This window comes from Pseudomonas sp. NPDC089547 (assembly GCF_050280665.1).
Classification (GTDB): Bacteria; Pseudomonadota; Gammaproteobacteria; order Pseudomonadales; family Pseudomonadaceae; genus Aquipseudomonas.
In genome coordinates this window covers 23,012-42,387 of record NZ_JBNNVS010000039.1, presented here as the reverse complement: position 1 = coordinate 42,387, position 19,376 = coordinate 23,012, and the positions used below count along the sequence as shown (strand labels likewise).

General features: G+C 62.3%; 16 protein-coding genes. 7 read left to right on the top strand and 9 right to left on the bottom strand.

Going from position 1 to position 19,376, the window contains the following annotated elements:
- Nucleotides 1–36 precede the first annotated feature (36 nt).
- The 8 genes from ACQKPZ_RS21865 to ACQKPZ_RS21830 all read right to left on the bottom strand — a co-directional run bounded on the left by ACQKPZ_RS21865 (nucleotide 37) and on the right by ACQKPZ_RS21830 (nucleotide 9,960).
- Entirely contained in the window at nucleotides 37–1,959 is a 1,923-nt protein-coding gene (locus ACQKPZ_RS21865) for a PrkA family serine protein kinase (RefSeq protein ID WP_391135862.1), read from the bottom strand.
- Nucleotides 1,960–2,243: 284 nt separating this feature from the next.
- Nucleotides 2,244–2,576 (bottom strand): thiosulfate sulfurtransferase GlpE, encoded by a 333-nt coding sequence (gene glpE / locus ACQKPZ_RS21860; RefSeq protein ID WP_009685234.1) that lies wholly within the window; start codon nucleotides 2,574–2,576, stop codon nucleotides 2,244–2,246.
- Between the two features lie 14 nt (nucleotides 2,577–2,590).
- Nucleotides 2,591–3,457, bottom strand: a complete 867-nt coding sequence (locus ACQKPZ_RS21855) for a symmetrical bis(5'-nucleosyl)-tetraphosphatase (protein WP_427542092.1) — start codon at nucleotides 3,455–3,457, stop codon at nucleotides 2,591–2,593.
- A complete protein-coding gene (apaG, locus tag ACQKPZ_RS21850; protein ID WP_391135855.1) occupies nucleotides 3,457–3,837 on the bottom strand; it encodes a Co2+/Mg2+ efflux protein ApaG in 381 nt (126 codons plus the stop codon). The genes ACQKPZ_RS21855 and apaG overlap by 1 nt, the downstream gene beginning before the upstream one ends.
- Nucleotides 3,838–4,042: 205 nt before the next feature.
- Nucleotides 4,043–4,846, bottom strand: a complete 804-nt coding sequence (gene rsmA, locus ACQKPZ_RS21845; protein WP_391135852.1) for a 16S rRNA (adenine(1518)-N(6)/adenine(1519)-N(6))-dimethyltransferase RsmA — start codon at nucleotides 4,844–4,846, stop codon at nucleotides 4,043–4,045.
- Complete coding sequence (gene pdxA / locus ACQKPZ_RS21840; protein ID WP_427542089.1) at nucleotides 4,843–5,832, bottom strand: 4-hydroxythreonine-4-phosphate dehydrogenase PdxA; 990 nt, start codon at nucleotides 5,830–5,832, stop codon at nucleotides 4,843–4,845. Before pdxA ends, rsmA begins: the two co-directional genes overlap by 4 nt.
- Complete coding sequence (gene surA / locus ACQKPZ_RS21835; protein ID WP_427542086.1) at nucleotides 5,829–7,148, bottom strand: peptidylprolyl isomerase SurA; 1,320 nt, start codon at nucleotides 7,146–7,148, stop codon at nucleotides 5,829–5,831. The genes pdxA and surA overlap by 4 nt, the downstream gene beginning before the upstream one ends.
- Nucleotides 7,129–9,960, bottom strand: coding sequence for an LPS-assembly protein LptD (locus ACQKPZ_RS21830; RefSeq protein ID WP_427542083.1), 2,832 nt, complete (start codon nucleotides 9,958–9,960; stop codon nucleotides 7,129–7,131). The genes surA and ACQKPZ_RS21830 overlap by 20 nt, the downstream gene beginning before the upstream one ends.
- Nucleotides 9,961–10,090: 130 nt before the next feature.
- On the opposite strand from ACQKPZ_RS21830, the gene ACQKPZ_RS21825 reads away from it, so the two are divergent.
- The 3 genes from ACQKPZ_RS21825 to ACQKPZ_RS21815 are packed head-to-tail and all read left to right on the top strand — an operon-like array spanning nucleotide 10,091 to nucleotide 12,547.
- Nucleotides 10,091–11,110: an aminoglycoside phosphotransferase family protein gene (locus ACQKPZ_RS21825; RefSeq protein ID WP_427542080.1), complete on the top strand. Its 1,020-nt coding sequence runs from the start codon at nucleotides 10,091–10,093 to the stop codon at nucleotides 11,108–11,110.
- Nucleotides 11,107–11,778, top strand: coding sequence for an N-acetylmuramate alpha-1-phosphate uridylyltransferase MurU (murU, locus tag ACQKPZ_RS21820; RefSeq protein WP_427542077.1), 672 nt, complete (start codon nucleotides 11,107–11,109; stop codon nucleotides 11,776–11,778). The genes ACQKPZ_RS21825 and murU overlap by 4 nt, the downstream gene beginning before the upstream one ends.
- A 1-nt stretch (nucleotide 11,779) precedes the next feature.
- Nucleotides 11,780–12,547 (top strand): TerB family tellurite resistance protein, encoded by a 768-nt coding sequence (locus ACQKPZ_RS21815; protein WP_427542074.1) that lies wholly within the window; start codon nucleotides 11,780–11,782, stop codon nucleotides 12,545–12,547.
- A 184-nt stretch (nucleotides 12,548–12,731) separates the two neighbouring features.
- On the opposite strand, the gene ACQKPZ_RS21810 is transcribed toward ACQKPZ_RS21815, so the two are convergent.
- Complete coding sequence (locus tag ACQKPZ_RS21810; protein WP_427542071.1) at nucleotides 12,732–13,730, bottom strand: alpha/beta hydrolase family protein; 999 nt, start codon at nucleotides 13,728–13,730, stop codon at nucleotides 12,732–12,734.
- 95 nt (nucleotides 13,731–13,825) lie between these two features.
- Between ACQKPZ_RS21810 and ACQKPZ_RS21805 the strand changes: the two genes are divergently transcribed.
- The 4 genes from ACQKPZ_RS21805 to ACQKPZ_RS21790 all read left to right on the top strand — a co-directional run bounded on the left by ACQKPZ_RS21805 (nucleotide 13,826) and on the right by ACQKPZ_RS21790 (nucleotide 19,360).
- Nucleotides 13,826–16,213, top strand: coding sequence for a PAS domain-containing sensor histidine kinase (locus tag ACQKPZ_RS21805; protein WP_427542068.1), 2,388 nt, complete (start codon nucleotides 13,826–13,828; stop codon nucleotides 16,211–16,213).
- Between the two features lie 7 nt (nucleotides 16,214–16,220).
- Complete coding sequence (locus ACQKPZ_RS21800; protein WP_177313735.1) at nucleotides 16,221–16,853, top strand: response regulator; 633 nt, start codon at nucleotides 16,221–16,223, stop codon at nucleotides 16,851–16,853.
- Nucleotides 16,854–17,160: 307 nt separating this feature from the next.
- Complete coding sequence (locus tag ACQKPZ_RS21795; protein ID WP_012270208.1) at nucleotides 17,161–18,285, top strand: ABC transporter ATP-binding protein; 1,125 nt, start codon at nucleotides 17,161–17,163, stop codon at nucleotides 18,283–18,285.
- A gap of 40 nt (nucleotides 18,286–18,325) precedes the next feature.
- Nucleotides 18,326–19,360 carry an ABC transporter substrate-binding protein gene (locus tag ACQKPZ_RS21790; protein WP_427542065.1) on the top strand — a complete coding sequence of 345 codons (1,035 nt, stop codon included), beginning with the start codon at nucleotides 18,326–18,328 and terminating at the stop codon, nucleotides 19,358–19,360.
- Nucleotides 19,361–19,376: the final 16 nt, after the last annotated feature.

Genomic DNA, 19,376 nt, shown 5'->3' with positions numbered 1-19,376 from the left:
AACAAGCCTTGGGCGTGCGGTGCGTAGCCTGTCGCTTTATTGCGATTTCCTGACCCGCAGGTACCATTCCGACAGCAGGCGTACCTGTTTGTCGGTGTAGCCACGTTCCACCATCCGGGTGACGAAGTCGTTGTGTTTCTTCTGGTCCTCTTTGCTGGCCTTGGCGTTGAAGCTGATGACGGGCAGCAGGTCTTCTGTGTTGGAGAACATTTTCTTCTCGATCACCACCCGCAACTTTTCATAGCTCAGCCAGCTTGGGTTCTTGCCGTTGTTGTTGGCGCGTGCGCGCAACACGAAGTTGACGATCTCGTTGCGGAAGTCTTTCGGGTTGCTGATGCCGGCCGGTTTCTCGATTTTTTCCAGCTCCTCGTTGAGGGCGATGCGGTTGAGGATTTCGCCGGTTTCCGGGTCCCTGTACTCCTGGTCCTGGATCCAGAAGTCGGCGTACAGCACATAGCGGTCGAAGATGTTCTGGCCGTATTCGCTGTAGGACTCCAGGTAAGCGGTCTGGATCTCCTTGCCGATGAACTCGATGTAGCGCGGTGCCAGGTATTCCTTCAGGTAGCGCAGGTAGCGTTCGCGCACTTCGGCAGGGAACTGTTCCTGTTCAATCTGCTGTTCCAGCACATACAGCAGGTGCACCGGGTTGGCGGCAATTTCGTGTGGGTCGAAGTTGAACACCTTGGACAGGATCTTGAAGGCGAAGCGGGTCGACAGGCCGTTCATGCCCTCGTCGACGCCGGCCGAGTCGCGGTATTCCTGGATCGACTTGGCCTTTGGATCGGTATCCTTGAGGTTCTCCCCGTCGTAAACGCGCATCTTCGAATAGATATTGGAGTTTTCAGGCTCCTTGAGGCGCGAAAGCACTGTGAACTGAGCCAGCATCTTGAGGGTGTCCGGCGCGCAATGGGCTTTGGACAGCGAGCTGTTGACCAGCAATTTGTCGTAGATCTTGATTTCATCGCTGACGCGCAGGCAGTACGGCACCTTGACGATGTAGATCCGGTCGATGAACGCTTCGTTGTTCTTGTTGTTGCGGAAGGTGTGCCACTCCGATTCGTTGGAGTGCGCCAGCAGGATACCGGTATAGGGAATAGCCCCAAGGCCTTCGGTACTGTTGTAGTTACCTTCCTGGGTGGCGGTGAGCAAGGGGTGCAGGACCTTGATCGGTGCCTTGAACATTTCGACGAATTCCATCAGGCCCTGGTTGGCCCGGCACAGTGCGCCCGAGTAGCTGTAAGCATCGGCGTCGTTCTGTGGGTACTCTTCAAGCTTGCGAATATCAACCTTGCCGACCAGGGCAGAGATGTCCTGGTTGTTCTCGTCACCGGGCTCGGTCTTGGCAATGGCAACCTGGTTGAGAATCGACGGGTAGAGTTTCACCACCTTGAACTTGGAGATGTCGCCGCCAAACTCCTGCAGGCGCTTGGTGGCCCAGGGCGACATGATGGTGTTCAGGTAGCGCCGTGGGATGCCGAACTCTTCCTCGAGAATGGCCCCATCTTCGGTGGCATTGAACAAGCCCAAAGGCGACTCGAATACTGGCGAGCCCTTGATGGCGTAGAACGGTACCTTTTCCATCAGCTGCTTGAGTTTTTCCGCCAGCGACGATTTACCACCGCCTACCGGGCCCAGCAGATAGAGGATCTGTTTCTTCTCTTCCAGGCCTTGGGCGGCGTGGCGGAAGTACGAGACGATCTGGTCGATGCACTCTTCCATGCCATGGAAGTCGGCAAAGGCCGGATAGCGGCGAATAACCTTGTTGGAGAAAATGCGCGACAGCCTGGAGTTGGTAGAGGTGTCGATCAGCTCTGGCTCACCGATGGCCAGCAACAGCCGTTCGGCCGCCGATGCGTAGGCACTGCGATCCCCTTTGCACAGCTCGAGGTACTCCTGCAGCGAGAGTTCTTCCTGGCGCGTGGACTCGAAACGTTGTTGGAAGTGGCTAAAAATACTCATGACGTCACCTCGCTCGATACGTGGAGACGACGCCGGATCAGTCAGCTGATGCTGGCATGCAATCGGGTTCGCCGATTGCTGTATACCCCCCAGAACACCCTGTAACGCTACCGATGACCCGCACGCCGGTGTACCGGCTCTCCCCTTTTTTGGATGGCCTGAGCTTAAGCGTAGTTGGTTATCTGCAAGGTCAAGGGGCGAGGTGGGCAGAAGTTACGAACGACCGTTCGTCAGATAAGCCGCAAGCCCGCACAGGGCGCGGGCTGCAGTAAAAATGAAAATATTTATTCGGCAGCGCCTTGGGCTGTCTCGGCCGGGTAGGTGGTGCGCCACAGTTCAAAGCCGCCGTCGACGCTGTACACGTCGGAGAAGCCCTGGCCTACCAGGTAGGCGGCAGCGCTCTGGCTGGAGTTGCCGTGGTAGCAGACCACCAGGGTGGGGGCGTCGAGGTCGGCATTGCGGATGAACTCGGCAACCGAATGGTTATCCAGATGCCGGGCGCCGGTAATGTGGCCGGCAGCGAAGGCTTGCGAGTCACGGATATCGACCACGACCGCACCTTCTTGCTTGCGAAGCTCCAAGGCCTGCTCGGGAGGGATGCGCTTGAATTCACTCATGGGTACTACTTCCTTCAGGTGTGGTCATTGAGTGTAGTGGGTTGTGCCGGCTGGCGCAGGGTGCCGTCGTCGGCGCATTCGCAGCGGTAATATTCGCCGCTGTCGACGTTATACAGGGTCATGGCGCCGCCCCACACGCAGCCGGTGTCCAGGGCGATGACGCCGGGCTCGTCGACGCGGCCTTCGAGGGCCGCCCAGTGGCCGAAGATGATCTTCACATGCCGCGAGCGGCGGTCCTTGTGGGCAAACCAGGGTTTGTAGCCCTTGGGCGCGCTGCCCAGCCCTTCTTTGCTCTTGAGGTCGAGCTTGCCCTCGGCGGTGCAGAAGCGCATGCGTGTGAAGTAGTTGGTAATGACCCGCAGGCGTTCGATGCCGGTGAGTTTATTGCTCCACTTGTTCGGCTCGTTGCCGTACATGCCGTCGAGGTACAGCTTCAGGCGGCCATCGTCGCGTAGTACTTCTTCCACCTCGGCCGCAAGACCAAGAGCCTGACCGAGCGTCCACTGTGGCGGGATGCCGGCGTGCGCCATGGCAATACCGCGTGCCTCGTCGTAATGCAGCAGTTTTTGCTGGCGCAGCCAGTCGAACAGCTGGTCGGCGTCGGGCGCTTCGATGATTTCGCGCAGGGTGTCGCTTTTTTTCAGTCGCTCGACGTTGTGCCAGGTGGCCAGCAGGTGCAGGTCATGGTTGCCCAGCACGCAGACCAGTGACTGGCGGATCGAATACAGGAAACGCAGGGTTTCCAGTGATTCGGGGCCGCGGTTGACCAGGTCGCCGACCAGCCACAGGCGGTCGACTGCCGGGTTGAAACTGACGCGTTCGAGCAAGCACTTGAGCGGTTGCAAGCAGCCTTGCAGGTCGCCCACGGCATACGTGGCCATTAGTGCAAGGCCCCGGGTACCGCCAGGCGGAAGGGGGCGATCTCGGCGTCGAAGCGCTTACCGTCTTCGGCGAACATCTGGTAGCTGCCCTGCATGGTACCCACGCGGGTGCTGATGACTGCGCCACTGCTGTAGGTGTGGCTCTGCCCCGGGTCGATGTTGGGTTGCTGGCCGACTACGCCAGCACCGCGCACTTCCTCGACTTCGCCATTGCCGTTGGTGATCAGCCAGTGGCGCGACAGCAACTTGGCCGTGATCGAACCATTGTTCTGCACGGTAATGGTGTAGGCGAACGCGAAACGATCGTTTTCGGGGTCGGATTGTTCTTTCAGGTAGCGGGTCACGACGCTGACGTCGATTTGATAGCGGGGGTCGGACATGCAAGGGCCTTGGGCGAGCTGACGCAATAATGCAGTCTAGGCCATTGGGAGGGGGGAGGGCCAGCGGTGTAGGGGCTTGAGGGTGAGGATGGATGTACCGGCCTCTTCGCGGGCTTGCCCGCTCCCACAGGATCTCACCACATTTGAAGGTAGTGGTGTAACTGTGGGAGCGGGCAAGCCCGCGAAGAGGCCGGTACAGGCTGAATCAGGCTTGCTGCTGATCAGCCAGCTGGTCAGCCAGGCGCACAAAGGCCGCCAGGTCCAGTTGTTCGGGGCGCAGGCTGCCATCCACACCGGCCGCCTCGATGGCCGCGCTGTCGAGCAGGCCTTTCATGGTGTTGCGCAGGGTCTTGCGGCGCTGGTTGAACGCCTCGCGCACCACCTGCTCCAGCAACTTGGCATCTTTGGCCGGGTGCGGCAGCACTTCGTGCGGCACCAGGCGGACGATGGCCGAGTCTACCTTCGGCGGTGGGTTGAAGGCGCCTGGGCCTACGTTGAACAGGTGCTCGACCCGGCAGTGGTACTGCACCATGATCGACAACCGCCCCCAGTCACCGCCGCCCGGGCCGGCAGCCATGCGCTCGACCACTTCCTTCTGCAACATGAAGTGCATGTCGCGGATCAGCCCGGCATGGCTGAGCAGGTGGAAAATCAGCGGGGTGGAAATGTTGTAGGGCAGGTTGCCCACCACCTTGAGGCTGCGCGGCGGTACGCCCAGCTGGTTGAAGTCGAACTTCAGGGCGTCGCCCTGGTGCAGGCGGAAGTTGCTGCGGCCAGCAAACTTGTGTTGCAGGATCGGCACCAGGTCCTTGTCCAGTTCCACCACGTCCAGCTGTGCGCCGCTGCCCAGCAGGCCTTCGGTCAGGGCGCCCTGGCCCGGGCCGATTTCCAGCAGGTGTTCGCCGGCCTTGGCGTGGATGGCGCGCAGGATGCGGTCGATGATGCCGGCGTCGTGCAGGAAGTTCTGGCCGAAGCGCTTGCGCGCCCGGTGTTGGTATTGCTCGTTCATGGTCGGTTCTCGGCCATCTGGTAGGCGGTTTCCAGCGCGACGCGCAGGCTGCCGGTGTCGACCTTGCCGGTGCCGGCCAGGTCCAGGGCGGTGCCGTGGTCAACCGACGTGCGGATGATCGGCAGGCCCAGGGTCACATTGACCGCAGCACCGAAGCCTTTGTACTTGAGTACGGGCAGGCCTTGGTCGTGGTACATCGCCAGCACCGCGTCGCAGTGCTCCAGATATTTGGGGGTAAACAGGGTATCGGCCGGCAGCGGCCCTCGCAGGTCCATGCCTTCGGCGCGCAGGCGGGCCAGGGTCGGCTCGATGATGTCGATTTCCTCGCGGCCAAGGTGGCCGCCCTCACCCGCATGCGGGTTGAGGCCGCACACCAGGATGCGCGGGTTGGCAATGCCGAACTTGTCGCGCATGTCGGCATGCAGGATACGGGTTGCACGTTCCAGGCGCTCGGCAGTGATGGCGTCGGCTATATCACGCAGCGGCAGGTGCGTGGTCACCAGGGCCACGCGCAGGCCGTGGGTGGCCAGCATCATCACCACTTGTGCGGTGTGGGTCAGCTCGGCAAGGAACTCGGTATGCCCGGAGAAGGCGATACCGCTCTCGTTGATCACGCCTTTGTGTACAGGGGCGGTGATCATCCCGGCGAAATGCCCGTCCAGGCAGCCCCGCCCGGCACGGGTCAGGGTTTGGAGCACGAACGCGGCATTGGCCTTGTCGAGCTGGCCTGGCACTACCGGGGCCGCCAGGGGAGTATCCCAGACGTACAGGCTACCCGCTGGCGCAGGCTGGTCGGGCCATTGGCCCGGCGCTACCGGCAGCAGGCTGACAGCCAGCCCCAGCTGCGCGGCCCGCTCGGCGAGCAGGTCACGGCTGGTGATGGCGATCAGGGGGTGGGGCTGGGCGTCTGTGGCGAGCAGCAGGCACAGGTCGGGGCCTATGCCGGCCGGCTCGCCGGGGGTGACGGCAAAGCGCAGGGGCTTCACTGGGCGGCCTGGTCAGCGCCAGGCAGCTTGATTTCAACGTAGGCTTCGTCGCGGATCTGGCGCAGCCAGGTTTGCAGCTCTTCGTCGTACTTGCGGTTACGCAGTACGCTCAGTGCCTGCTGTTCGCGAGCCTGCTCGGTGCTGTCGGTGGCGCGGCGGCCCAGCACTTCCAGAACGTGCCAGCCGTACTGGGTCTTGAACGGTTTGGTCACTACGCCTTGCTGGGCGTCGGCCATCTGTTCGCGGAACTCCGGTACCAGGCTGTTCGGGTCTACCCAGTTGAGGTCGCCGCCGTTAAGCGCCGAACCTGGGTCTTCCGAGAAACTCTTCGCCAGTTCGCCGAAGTCTTCGCCGTTCTTGATGCGATCGTACAGGCGCTCGGCCAGTTGCTCGGTGGCCGCATCGCTGCGGATTTCGCTTGGCTTGATCAGGATGTGGCGTACATGCACTTCGTCACGCAGCACGTTTTCGCTACCGCCGCGCTTCTCCTCAAGCTTGAGGATGATGAAGCCGTTGGGAATGCGGATCGGCTGGGTAATTTCACCCACCGGCATGCTGCTGAGCATCTTGGCAAAGTCAGGTGGCAGCTGGCCAGCTTTACGCCAGCCCATTTCGCCGCCTTCCAGGGCGTTTTCGCTGGCGGAGCGGGCAATGGCCAACTGGCCGAAGTCCGCACCTTGCTTGAGCTGCTGGTACACATCGCCAACCTGGCGGGCGGCCGCCTGGATGGCTTCCGAATTGGCGCCTTCCGGGGTAGGAATCAGGATGTTGGCCAGACGGTACTCTTCCGACATCTGCATCTTGCCCATGTCGGAGTTGAGGAAGTTCTTCACTTCCTGCTCCGATACCTGGATGCGCTCGGCCACGCGGCGCTGGCGCACGCGGCTGATGATCATCTCGCGCTTGACCTGCTCGCGGGCGTCGTCGAACGACAGGCCGTCATGGGCCAGCGCGGCGCGGAACTGGTCCAGCGACATGCCATTGCGCTGGGCAATGGTGCCAATGGCCTGGTTCAGCTCTTCGTCGGTGATGCGGATGCCGGAGCGCTCGCCGATCTGCAGTTGCAGGTTCTCGACGATCAGGCGTTCCAGTACCTGCTGTTCAAGCGCGCCGGTCGGCGGTACGCCGCCGCCGCGCTTGGCGATGGTTTGCTGGACCTCGTGGACACGCTGGTCCAGCTGGCTTTGCATGACCACGTCGTTGTCGACGATGGCCACCACGCGATCAAGAGGTTGTACCGCGGCATGCACCGCGCCACTCAGCAAAGCGGCGCCCAGCAACACTGGGCGCAGACGATCAATAAGCTTGGTCTTCACGTTCACGGTAACCTTGAATGCCTTGGTCGAGGAAAGATTCGACCTTGTTGCCCACTACGCCACCGAGGCCTTTCAGAACGATCTGAAGGAAGATACCGTGGTCGCCTTTTTCGTTCGCCGGAAGTGCCTGGCTGAAGTCGTCGTAATCGATCCAGTAACGGTTGATCAGGCGCAGCTTCCAGCAGCAGTTGTCGTACTCGAAACCGCCCATGGCTTCCAGGGTGCGGTTGCGGTTGTAGTCATGCTGCCAGCGGGCGATGACGTTCCACTGCGGAACGATCGGCCAGATGACCGAGAAGTCATGCTGCTGGATCTTGTAGTAGTCCTTGATGTAGTTCTCGCTGCCTGGAACGCCATAGTCCCCACCGCCCACTTTCCAGGTACCGGTCTGGGAATCGTAGGAAATGGTGTCGTTGCGGTAGCGATAACCGAGGTTGACCACCTTGTTCGGGTTGTCTTCAGGCTGGTAGTGGAACATCGCGCTGCCCGAACGGGTGCTGCGGCTGTCCGGGTCCCAGTTGAAGTCCGAATTGAAGCGCCAGTCGCGGTTGAAGTAGTAGTTGTACACCAGGGCGTACGGCGACACGTCCGATTGCGAGTCGGTGCGGGTCTTGTAGTTGATGCCTGGCAACTGGACTTTGCGGTCCTTGAAGTAATACGCCTGACCGATGCTGAAATTCTGGCGCTCGAAGCCGTTGTCCTCGATCCAGCGAGTGGTCACGCCCAGGGACAGCTTGTTCTCGTCGCCGATGCGATCGGTGCCGCTGAAGCGGTTGTCGCGGAACAACGAATCGTAGCTGAACAGCGTTTCACCCGAGTCGAACAGCGGGATGTCTCGCTGGTCTTTGTAAGGTACATAGAGGTAGAACATTCGCGGCTCAAGCGTCTGCTTGTAGCTCGTGCCGAACATCGACGTGTTACGGTCGAAGTACAATCCACTATCAACGCTGAAAATCGGGACATCGCGGTTCAGCGTGCTGTTATAGCTGCCATAAGCAGGGTTGGCAGACTGGGTAATTGCTTCAGCCTTACCTTTGCTGTCGAGATCCAGATCGTAATGCGTATAGGCATACTTCAGCTTCGGCGTAATAAAGCCGTAACTGGCTTCCATCGGTAGGCTTATGGATGGGGCAACGTTCAGGCGGGTGCCATTTGCCCGTGCGATGCCTGAAATATTTTCATCAAGTCGCCGTCCCCCCAGTACCGCGTTGGTGACCGGATCGATGACGACTCCAGCAGTCCTGTCTGCCTCGCCATCCTTATTGAAAACAAGGTCGTTCTTCAGGTCACGATCGAAGCGAACGGCTTCAGATTCATAGGCGAGGTTCAACCCGCCCGGCTCGAACGGCAATTTACCATTGAAGGTAATCTGCGGCAGACGATCATACGGCGTGATCTGCGAGATGGTCGCCATCTCGTAGGCATGCACATTCAGGCGCGCGGTGTAGCTGTCGCCACGGTAGGTCAGGGCACCCTGCTGGTTCAGCAGGTCCCGGCTTTCAACACCGATCTGGTCGGATTCCAGGTCCTGGAAGTAGAACGGGTCACTGATGTCGGTGTAGTCCACCTCGGCCATCAGGCGCTCGTCCAGCCCGCCCTTGTGCTGCCAGTTGACCATCCAGCGCTGTTCTTTGTAGTCAGTCTGGTCTTTGCGGTCGTCGTTCTTGTCGTTCAGGTACGCGCCACCGAACTGGCCTTCGCTGGAAGGGGTCAGGTAGCGGAACTCGCCTTCCATCAGCAGGCCGCGTTTGGTCATGTAACGCGGGTACAACGTGGCGTCGTAGTTGGGCGCCAGGTTGAAGTAGTACGGCGTGACCAGCATGAAGCCGGTGTCGCTGCTGCTGCTGAACGATGGCGGCAGGAAGCCGGACTGGCGACGGTCGTCGATCGGGAAGTAGATGTACGGTGTGTAGAACACCGGGAAATCCTTGACCCGCAGCGTAACGTTGGTCGCGGTACCGAAACCGGTGGCCGGGTTCAGGGTGATGTTGTTGCCCTTCAACTGCCAGGCGTTGCTGCCCGGTTCGCAGGTGGTGTACGTACCGTCTTTCAGGCGGATGATGGCGTTTTCGCCACGCTTGGCGTACAGGGCGCTGCCGCGGATGTGCGACTTGTGCATCACGTATTCGGCGTTGTCGACCTGGGCTTCGCCCGTGTCGAGCTGAATCTGTGCCTCGTCACCGACCACCAGCGAGCCGTTGTCACGGATCTTGACGTTGCCCTTGAGCTCGCCACGGTTTTCGGTCTGGTAGAGGTTGGCCTCGTCGGCTTCGGCCTGCATGCTGCCCTGGCGCATCACCACGTCACCGGCGAGGGTAGCGATCTGCTGCTCCTGCTGGTACTTGGACACCTTGGCGTTGATGTAGGTCGGCGACTCGTCCTTCGGCGTGGTGTCGGCCATGCCCGGGCGGGTTGGCTCTACGTACGCACCACCGCAGTACGGGCCGGTTTCGGCCAGCTGTGCGGCAGTGAGCTTTTCACGCGGAACCCAGTCCAGGTGGCTGTAGTCTTCACTGCGCGACTTCAGGGCACGGCCTTTGGCCTCGGTGACCAGCATCGGCCGGTCCGCGGTTTCGCCTTCGCTCGCGGCTTCTGTGCCGGAACTGACGGCCGCACCTTCGTGCACCGGGCGCGGCGGCAGGTTGTTGACTGGTGCCTTGGGCTTGCAGTCCCAACCACCGGAGGCGGACACTTGGCAGTCGAATTGTTCGGCTGCCACTACGTATGAGGTGGCCAGAGGTTGCAGGGCCAGCAGACCGCCGGTTACCAGCAACGGAAACTTTCTACGAAACGCGGGGGATTTCAATGCCATCTTATTAGTCCGGGCTTCCTGCGTGCCATCTGCCCGCGTGTGGGGCCGCACGCCTCTCGATGGTCTGAAAAAGATGCTGGATAATAAAGCATGACCCGCTTGACGGCTAGGGCCGTCGGAGACCCTTGTAATGCCTGAACACGATGTACGCCTGCAACAACTGACGGTCTGGCTCGATGAGCAGCTCAATGATCTTTTCCGCAACAACGCCTGGGGCGAAGTGCCTGCAGGCAGCTTGACGGCTGCCAGCAGTGACGCGAGCTTCCGCCGCTACTTCCGCTGGCAGGGGGCTGGCCACAGCTTCGTGATCATGGATGCGCCACCCCCGCAGGAAAACTGCCGACCGTTCGTCGCCATTGACCACCTGCTGGCAAGCGCCGGCGTACATGTGCCGCTGATCCACGCCCAGGACCTGGAGCGCGGCTTCCTGCTGCTGGGCGACCTGGGTCATCAGACATACCTTGATGTGATTGATGCTGACAACGCTGATGGCCTGTTCGCCGACGCCATCGAGGCTTTGCTGGCCTTCCAGCGCCTGCCGATGGATGCGCCGCTGCCCAGCTACGACGATGCGCTGCTGCGCCGTGAAGTGGAACTGTTCCCTGAGTGGTATGTGGGGCGTGAACTGGGCCTGGCCTTCAACGATGCCCAGAAGGCTAGCTGGCAGCGTGTCAGCCAGTTGCTGATCGACAGTGCCCTGGCCCAGCCCAAGGTGCTGGTGCACCGTGACTACATGCCGCGTAACCTGATGCAGAGCACCCCTAACCCCGGCGTGCTGGACTTCCAGGACGCGGTGTACGGCCCGGTCACCTACGACATTACCTGCCTGTTCAAGGACGCCTTCCTCAGCTGGCCGCAACCACGGATTGAAGGCTGGCTGCGCGATTATTGGCAGAAGGCGCAGGCTGCCGGTATTCCAGTGCAGGCCGATTTCGAGGCGTTCCAGCGTGCCAGCGACCTGATGGGCGTGCAGCGTCACCTGAAAGTGATCGGCATTTTCGCCCGCATCTGCCACCGCGACGGCAAACCCCGTTACCTGGGCGACGTGCCGCGTTTCTTCGCCTATATAGAAGAAGTGATCAGCCGCCGACCCGAATTGGCGGAGTTGGGTGAGCTGATTGCGCAGTTGCAGGCCGGAGCGCGTGCATGAAGGCAATGATTTTGGCAGCGGGCAAGGGCGAGCGCATGCGCCCGTTGACCCTGCATACCCCCAAACCATTGGTTCCGGTGGCTGGCCAGCCACTGATCGAGTACCACCTGCGCGCCCTGGCGGCGGCGGGCATTACCGAAGTGGTGATCAATCACGCCTGGCTCGGCCAGATGATTGAAGACCACCTGGGTGACGGCAGCCGTTTTGGCCTGAGCATCCGCTATTCGCCTGAAGGCGAGCCGCTGGAAACGGGTGGCGGCATCTTCAAGGCCTTGCCATTGCTCGGTGACGCGCCATTCCTGCTGGTGAACGGCGATGTCTGGACCGACTACGATTTCGCACGCTTGCAAGCCCCGCTGCAGGGGCTGGCCCACCTGGTGCTGGTCGACAACCCTGGCCATCACGGCCGCGGTGACTTCCGCCTGGCAGGCGAGCAGGTCGTCGATGGCGATGACGCGCCTGGCACGTTGACCTTCAGCGGCCTTTCGGTGCTGCACCCGGCACTTTTTGACGGCTGCCAGCCCGGTGCATTCAAGTTGGCACCGCTGCTGCGCCAGGCCATGGCGGCAGGGCAGGTCAGCGGTGAGCACTACCGCGGGCACTGGGTGGACGTGGGCACGCTAGAGCGCCTGGCCGAGGCCGAGCGCTTGATTGGCGAGTGCGCCTGACATGTGGTGGCCAGGCACACTGATTGGCGCCGGAGCCGGCTTTGCCGTGGCCAGTATTCCGGGCGCCTTGCTTGGCGTGTTGCTCGGGCAGGCCCTGGACCGCCGCCTGCGCCTGGAAGGCTGGGATGACATGCGCGAGCGCCTGGGCGGGCGACCGTCCATGCGCGATGACGAGTTGCTGTTCGTGATGCTCGGGCGCCTGGCCAAGTGCGATGGCCGGGTGGGTGAGCAGCATATCCAGCAGGCGCGTCAGGAAATGGTGCGCCTGGACCTGGCCGAAGCGGCCCGGTTGCGTGCGATAGCCGCATTCAACCGCGGCAAAGCAGGCAAGGACAAGCTGGGTAGCCACTTGCGTCGCATCCGCCAACAGCCGCATGCGGCGGAAGGCACCTTGCGTGCCTGCTGGCGCATGGTGTGGGCCGACGGCAAGATGGGTAACAAGGAGCGCGAGCTGCTGTTGGACTGGGGGCAAAAGCTAGGCCTGAGCCGACGCCAGGTGCAGGCCATGTCGCTGGAGTACGAGCCGCGCAAGGCAGCCGGGACGGATGGGGTGGCCATGACCTATGCGGCGGCGCTGCGCCTGCTGGCGGTAGAGGCGGATACCGATGCCGGCAAGGTCAAACAGGCCTACCGGCGGCTGGTCAGCCGCCACCACCCTGACAAGCTGGCGGGCACTGGTGCCAGCGAGGCACAGGTGCGTGAAGCCACCGAGCGTACCCGTGAGTTGCACCAGGCCTACGCCATGATCCGCAAGCGCCGCGGCCTGTAAAAGCGGGGGCGCGTTGCGCCCCATCGCGACACAAGGCCGCTCCCACAGGGATTCGCGCCAGCCTTTAGAAATTGAGCAAGACAGTTGCTCCCACAGGTACAGCACATTCCCGAGCCTTTGCGCGAGCATGTGGGAGCGGCCTTGCGTCGCGAAAGGGGCGCAACGCGCCCCTGGCGATCTCGGATCAGCCCTGTGGGCTCATCCACCCCCGCACCCGGCGGAACAACTGCTCCTGCTCGGCCGCCTTGTTCCCCGGCATGGCAATCAACGACAACTGCCGATACTGGCTGTCTTTCTGCCGCTTGCTGGCCTGAAGGCGCTGCTGGGCTGCGTTGCGGTCCTGGCTGCGGGTGGCGTAGTAGATGTCGGCAGTCGGCACCTTCAAGGTGGGTGCCAGGCTTTCCAGGTCATGCTCCACCCGTGCCGGTGTCTGCGCGGCAACCATCACCAGTTTCTGCACTTGCGGTGGCTGCTTTTCGCTCAGGTAGCGGGCTGCCCAGTAGGCGCCGCTGCCATGCCCGATCAGCACGATGCTGCGGGCATTGTGCTGCTGGGCGAATGCCACGGCGGCATCCAGCCGGGCAAAGATGCGTTCTGCATCTGCGGGGTCGGTCTGATCGCTGGCCTGTTCGGCGTCGGTACTTTCCGCCGTGTCGGCATCCGCCGCCGTGGCCTGGGCAACATTCGCGTTGGCGTCGGCCGGCGCGTCCTTGGCCGGGGCACTTTCGCCCTGGTCTTTCGCAGGCTCGGCCGGGGGTTTGGCCTCGACCCGCGCCTGCGGGCTGTCGGCCAGCAGGTCTGGCAAGCTCAGGCTCAGGCTGTGCCAGCCGACATCGGGGAATTTCTGCCTCAGGGGGCCTACGGCATTTGGCCAGTCGGCCGTTTCGCCCGCACCCGGGACGATGATCACCGCGCCTTGCGGGTCACTGTCATTGGCCGGCTTCCACAAGGCCAGGAAACTGTCGGCGCCGGCCTGCAATGTCTGCTGTTCGGTCTTGGGCACCAGCCGCTCCAGCGCTTGGGCATCCTCCTGGCTGCGTTCCAGCAGGGGCGGGCGCGGCACCTCGGTGGCCGGTGCCTCGGTGGTAGTGGGTGGCTTTTCGGCATCGGCGGCCAAGGCACCGAGTGGAAGGAGCGAGGCCAGGCAGCACATTGCCAGCGTCGTGCGATAAAGTGTGGACATGAGTCAACCCGGGGCCAGAATGATACCGGCAGCCTAATAGTATTTGCCCGTGACGGCCATGCTGCATGGCCGCCTTTGCCAAGACGAGCGTTTAGATGAAGCGAGTGCGTCGCCTGTTGGTTATCGGCTGCTTGTGGCTGCCCTTGATTGCATTGGCCAGGCCCGAGGTGGTGCCCGCCGTGGTGCTGGAACCTGCGCAGCAGCAGTGGCTGGACACGCACCGCAGCTTGCGTGTCGGCCTGGTGCTGCAAGCACCTTACGCCCAGTTCGACCGGCGTCTGCAGCAGCTGTACGGGGCCAATGTGGAACTGGTGGACAGCCTGGCGCAGGCGCTGCGGCTTGACCTTACCTGGCGCAATTTTGCCGACCAGGCCAGCCTTGAGCATGCCTTGCAAGCCGGGGAAGTCGACTTTGCCCCAGGCCTTACACAGACGCCAGCCAGCCTGCGCCTGTGGTTGTTCAGCGACCCGTACATGCGCGTGCCGCAGCTGGTGGTGGGGCCGCGAACCGGTGCCATGGCCGTGGAGCTGGAAAAACTTGAGGCCGAACAGCGCGTGGCGGTGCGTATGCCCAGCCAGCTGGCGGATTACCTGCGTGGCAACTACGGCAACCTGAACTTGCAGGGGGTACCCAGCGAGCGCGAAGCGCTGCAATTGGTGGTGGGTGGCCAGGCCAGTTTCGCGGTGCTGGATGAAGCCCAGCTCAGCCGCTTGTCACGCGAAAGCGAGTTTGGCGAGCTGGCGGTGGTGGGTGATATCGGCCTGCCTCAGCTGCTGCGTATTGGCTCGCGGCGTGACTGGCCAGTGCTTGCCGATGTGCTTGAGCGGGGCTTGCAGGCGCTGCCGGCCAAGCAGCTGGAGCAACTGCACCAGCGCTGGTTGCAGCCCAAGTACCCGCGCCTGAGTGAGTCGCCCGGTTTCTGGCAGAACCTGGCCTTGCTGTTTGGCATGTTGCTGCTGTGCGCTTTGGCCACCCTGGTGTGGCAGCGCCGGCAGCAGCGCCAGTTGGAGCGCAGCCTGCTGGCGACGCGGGAAACCCTGATGGAACGGCAAGTACGAGAAGAGGCGTTGCGCCTGAGCCAGTTCGCCATCGACCAGAGCACGGTGGGCATTCTCTGGGTCAACTGGGACAGCCACGTGCGCTACGCCAACCACGCCGCCGAGCGCATGTTGGGGTACGCCGAGGGTGCGCTGCTGGAGCGGCCGCTGAGCGACTTCGAACCCAACCTGAACATGGACCGCTGGCTGGAACTGTGGAGGGGCGCGCGTACGGGGGCAGGTGGTGTAGGCCAGTTCGAGACGCAGTGCCGACGGGCCGACCACAGCTTGCTGCCAGTCGAGCTGTCACTGAGCTTTCTGCGTTTTCGTGATTCCGAATACCTGGTGGTGTACCTCGCCGACGTCACTGAGCGCCATCGTGCCCTGGCTGCGCTGCGTGAAAGCGAGGCGCGGCTCAAGGGCATTGCCGGGAACGTGCCAGGGCTGGTGTTTCGGCTGGAGCGCGACCCGGCCGAAGGCGATCTGGAATTCCCCTATATCAGTGAAGGCAGCGAGGCGCTGGTGGGCTATTCGCCTGTCGAAATCCAGCACCCCCAGATGGGCCTGCGCAACCTGGTGCACCCGGATGATCGTGCGGATTATCACCGGGTGCAGGACCTTGCCCTGGCCAGTGACCAGGACTGGTCGTGGCAGGGGCGCATCCTCACCCGCCAGGGCGAGCAGCGCTGGGCCGACATCAAGGCCAGTACCCGGCGCCTGGCCAACGGCCAGGTGGTATGGGACGGTGTGGTGTGGGACATCACCCAGGGCAAGCGCGCGGAAATGGCCTTGGGCAAGTCTCAGGAGCAGCTGCGCGAGCTGTCTGCCCACCTGGAAAGTGTGCGGGAGGAGGAAAAGGCCCGCATCGCCAGGGAAGTGCACGATGAACTGGGGCAGATGCTGACGGTGCTCAAGCTGGAGGTATCGATGTGCGAGCTTGCCTTTGCCGAGCTGGACCCCGGCCTGAACGAGCGACTGGCCAGCATGAAACGCTTGATTGCCCAGCTGTTCCAGTTGGTGCGCGACGTGGCGACGGCCTTGCGCCCGCCCATCCTTGATGCGGGCATCGCCTCGGCAATCGAGTGGCAGGCACGACGCTTTGAGGCGCGCACGCAGATCCCTTGTCTGGTGCAAGTGCCGGATAATCTGCCAGCATTGAGCGATGCCAAGGCCACTGGGCTGTTTCGTGTTCTGCAGGAGGCGCTGACCAACGTGATGCGCCATGCCCAGGCACACAGCGTGGAGATTGAGCTGGTGCATGAGCACGGGCAGTTGCGCATGACTGTCAGCGACGATGGCCAAGGCTTTTGCCGCGAGCAGCCCCGGCCCACCTCGTTTGGCCTGGTGGGCGTGCGTGAGCGGGTGTTGATGCTGGGGGGCAGCATGGCGCTGGACAGTGAGCCGGGCGAGGGCACCAGCCTGAGCGTGGCCATACCGTTGGAGTAGGAGAACGATCGTGATTCGAGTGCTGGTGGCCGAAGACCACACCATTGTCCGTGAAGGCATCAAGCAGCTGATTGGCCTGGCCAAGGACATGCAGGTGGTGGGGGAGGCCGGTAACGGCGAGCAGTTGCTTGAAACCCTGCGTCATACGCCGTGCGAAGTGGTATTGCTGGATATCTCCATGCCGGGCGTGAATGGCCTGGAGGCGATCCCGCGGATACGTGCACTGCACGATGCGCCGGCAATCCTGATGTTGTCGATGCACGATGAGGCGCAGATGGCGGCGCGGGCGCTGAAGGCTGGCGCGGCGGGCTATGCCACCAAGGACAGTGACCCGGCGCTGTTGTTGACCGCGATCCGGCGGGTGGCGGGTGGTGGGCGTTACATCGACCCTTCGCTGGCCGACCGCATGGTCTTCGAAGTGGGCCTGACCGAGTCCCGGCCGTTGCACACGTTGCTGTCGGAGCGCGAGTTCTCGGTGTTCGAGCGCCTGGCCCAGGGCGCCAACGTCAACGACATTGCCCAGCAGCTGGCGCTGTCGAGCAAAACCATCAGCACGCACAAGGCGCGCCTGATGCAGAAGCTGAAAGTGAACTCGCTGGCGGAGCTGGTGAAGTACGCCATGGAGCACAAGCTGGTCTGATTGCGACATACACCTGGCTTGCTCGGTCTTTTGTAGGAGCGGCCTTGTGTCGCGATAGGGCTGCAGAGCAGCCCCAGCAATGTGTGCACTTAAGCTGAGGCCCAAGGGGCTGCTTCGCAGCCCATCGCGACACAAGGCCGCTCCTACACGGGGATGTGTATGTCCTGAATGCGCCATCTTTGTAGGGCAATCCCTACAACAAATCTTCCAACCGGATGATGGCATTCTCTCAGCACCCCCGATTTTCGGGCGCTTGCGCCTCTTCTACTCTTTTGCCTACGCAGTCATCCAACAAAAAGGTGCAGGCATGAGCGAGGCGAAGTCGAACGCTGCAACCAGCGAAACGCTGGTCAGCTTCCGTGGTGTGCAGAAGAGCTACGACGGCGAGTCGCTGATCGTCAAAGACCTCAACCTGGATATCCGCAAAGGCGAATTCCTCACCCTGCTCGGCCCGTCCGGCTCGGGCAAGACCACCAGCCTGATGATGCTGGCCGGCTTCGAGACACCCACCGCAGGGGAAATCCAGCTGGCCGGGCGCTCGATCAACAACGTGCCGCCGCACAAGCGCGACATCGGCATGGTGTTCCAGAACTACGCGCTGTTCCCGCACATGACCGTGGCCGAGAACCTGGCCTTTCCGCTGACCGTGCGCAACCTGAGCAAGACCGACATCAGCGAGCGGGTCAAGCGCGTGCTGAACATGGTCCAGCTAGATGCCTTCGCCAAGCGCTACCCCGGGCAGCTGTCCGGTGGTCAGCAGCAACGTGTGGCCTTGGCCCGGGCGCTGGTGTTCGAGCCGCAGCTGGTGCTGATGGACGAACCGCTGGGCGCGCTGGACAAACAACTGCGTGAACACATGCAGATGGAGATCAAGCACATTCACCAGCGCCTGGGCGTGACCGTGGTCTACGTGACCCACGACCAGGGTGAAGCGCTGACCATGTCCGACCGCGTGGCGGTGTTCCATCAGGGCGAAATCCAGCAGATCGCCGACCCGCGCACGCTCTACGAGGAACCGTGCAACACCTTCGTCGCCAACTTCATCGGCGAGAACAACCGCATCAACGGCACTTTGCTGGCCAGCGATGGCAAACGCTGCCAGGTGCAACTGCCGCGCGGCGAGCGGGTGGAGGCGCTGGCGGTGAATGTGGGCCAGGCCGGCGAGCCGGTAACCCTGTCGATCCGCCCGGAGCGCGTGCGCCTGAACGGCCACAGCGAAAGCTGCGTCAACCGCTTCTCTGGCCGGGTGGCCGAATTCATTTACCTGGGCGACCACGTGCGGGTGCGCCTGGAGGTTTGCGGCAAGGGCGACTTCTTTGTGAAACAGCCGATTGCCGAGCTCGACCCGGCCTTGGCCGTGGGCGATGTGGTACCGCTGGGCTGGGAGGTGGAGCACGCCCGCGCGCTCGATCCGATTGCCGAAGCCCATTGATGGATTGCTTCACCAACCCTGTACTGTGGAGAGAATAAGAATGCGCAAGCAGTTGAAACTGACCGCCCTGGCCTTGGGGCTGTTCGCCGCTGGCCAGGCCATGGCCGCAGACCTCACCGTGATCTCGTTCGGGGGTGCCAACAAGGCAGCCCAGGTCAAAGCGTTCTACGAACCGTGGGAAAAGGCAGGTAATGGCAAGATCGTCGCCGGTGAGTACAACGGCGAAATGGCCAAGGTCAAGGCGATGGTTGACACCAAGAGTGTGTCGTGGAACCTGGTAGAGGTTGAGTCGCCAGAGCTGGCGCGTGGTTGCGACGAGGGCATGTTCGAAGAGCTCGACCCGGCACTGTTCGGTGATGAGGCCGACTATGTGCCCGGGGCCATCCAGCCTTGCGGCGTGGGCTTCTTCGTATGGTCCACGGTCATGGCCTACAACGCCGACAAGCTGAAAACCGCACCCACCAGCTGGGCCGATTTCTGGGACACCAAGCAGTTCCCGGGCAAGCGTGGCCTGCGCAAGGGCGCCAAGTACACCATGGAATTCGCACTGATGGCCGATGGCGTTGCGCCCAAGGACGTCTACAAAGTGCTGGCAACCAAGGAAGGCCAGGACCGCGCCTTCAAGAAACTCGATGAGCTCAAACCCAGCATCCAATGGTGGGAAGCGGGTGCACAGCCACCGCAGTTCTTGGCCTCGGGCGACGTGGTCATGAGTTCTGCGTACAACGGGCGTATTGCCGCCGTGCAGAAAGAGAGCAACCTCAAGGTGGTGTGGAACGGCGGCATCTACGACTTCGATGCCTGGGCGATTCCTAAAGGTGCCAAGAACGCCGATGAGGCGAAGAAGTTCATCGCCTACAGCGTCAAGCCCGAGCAGCAGAAGATCTACTCCGAAAACATCGCCTACGGCCCGGCCAACTCCAAGGCTGTGAGCCTGCTGTCGGACGAGGTGAAGAAGGACATGCCGACCACGCCTGAGAACATCGCCAACCAGGTGCAGATCGATGTGGCCTTCTGGGCTGACAACAGCGAGCAGCTGGAGCAACGCTTCAACGCCTGGGCGGCGAAGAAGTAAGCCACCGGCGTAAGGG

Bases quoted from the DNA above. Each gene is read 5' to 3' on its own strand.
- ACQKPZ_RS21795 (WP_012270208.1), top strand. From the start codon at position 17,161: ATGAGCGAGGCGAAGTCGAACGCTGCAACCAGCGAAACGCTGGTCAGC.
- ACQKPZ_RS21810 (WP_427542071.1), bottom strand. From the start codon at position 13,730: ATGTCCACACTTTATCGCACGACGCTGGCAATGTGCTGCCTGGCCTCG.
- ACQKPZ_RS21815 (WP_427542074.1), top strand. From the start codon at position 11,780: ATGTGGTGGCCAGGCACACTGATTGGCGCCGGAGCCGGCTTTGCCGTG.
- ACQKPZ_RS21825 (WP_427542080.1), top strand. From the start codon at position 10,091: ATGCCTGAACACGATGTACGCCTGCAACAACTGACGGTCTGGCTCGAT.
- glpE (WP_009685234.1), bottom strand. From the start codon at position 2,576: ATGAGTGAATTCAAGCGCATCCCTCCCGAGCAGGCCTTGGAGCTTCGC.
- ACQKPZ_RS21790 (WP_427542065.1), top strand. From the start codon at position 18,326: ATGCGCAAGCAGTTGAAACTGACCGCCCTGGCCTTGGGGCTGTTCGCC.
- murU (WP_427542077.1), top strand. From the start codon at position 11,107: ATGAAGGCAATGATTTTGGCAGCGGGCAAGGGCGAGCGCATGCGCCCG.
- apaG (WP_391135855.1), bottom strand. From the start codon at position 3,837: ATGTCCGACCCCCGCTATCAAATCGACGTCAGCGTCGTGACCCGCTAC.
- ACQKPZ_RS21865 (WP_391135862.1), bottom strand. From the start codon at position 1,959: ATGAGTATTTTTAGCCACTTCCAACAACGTTTCGAGTCCACGCGCCAG.
- ACQKPZ_RS21855 (WP_427542092.1), bottom strand. From the start codon at position 3,457: ATGGCCACGTATGCCGTGGGCGACCTGCAAGGCTGCTTGCAACCGCTC.
- ACQKPZ_RS21830 (WP_427542083.1), bottom strand. From the start codon at position 9,960: ATGGCATTGAAATCCCCCGCGTTTCGTAGAAAGTTTCCGTTGCTGGTA.
- ACQKPZ_RS21805 (WP_427542068.1), top strand. From the start codon at position 13,826: ATGAAGCGAGTGCGTCGCCTGTTGGTTATCGGCTGCTTGTGGCTGCCC.
- rsmA (WP_391135852.1), bottom strand. From the start codon at position 4,846: ATGAACGAGCAATACCAACACCGGGCGCGCAAGCGCTTCGGCCAGAAC.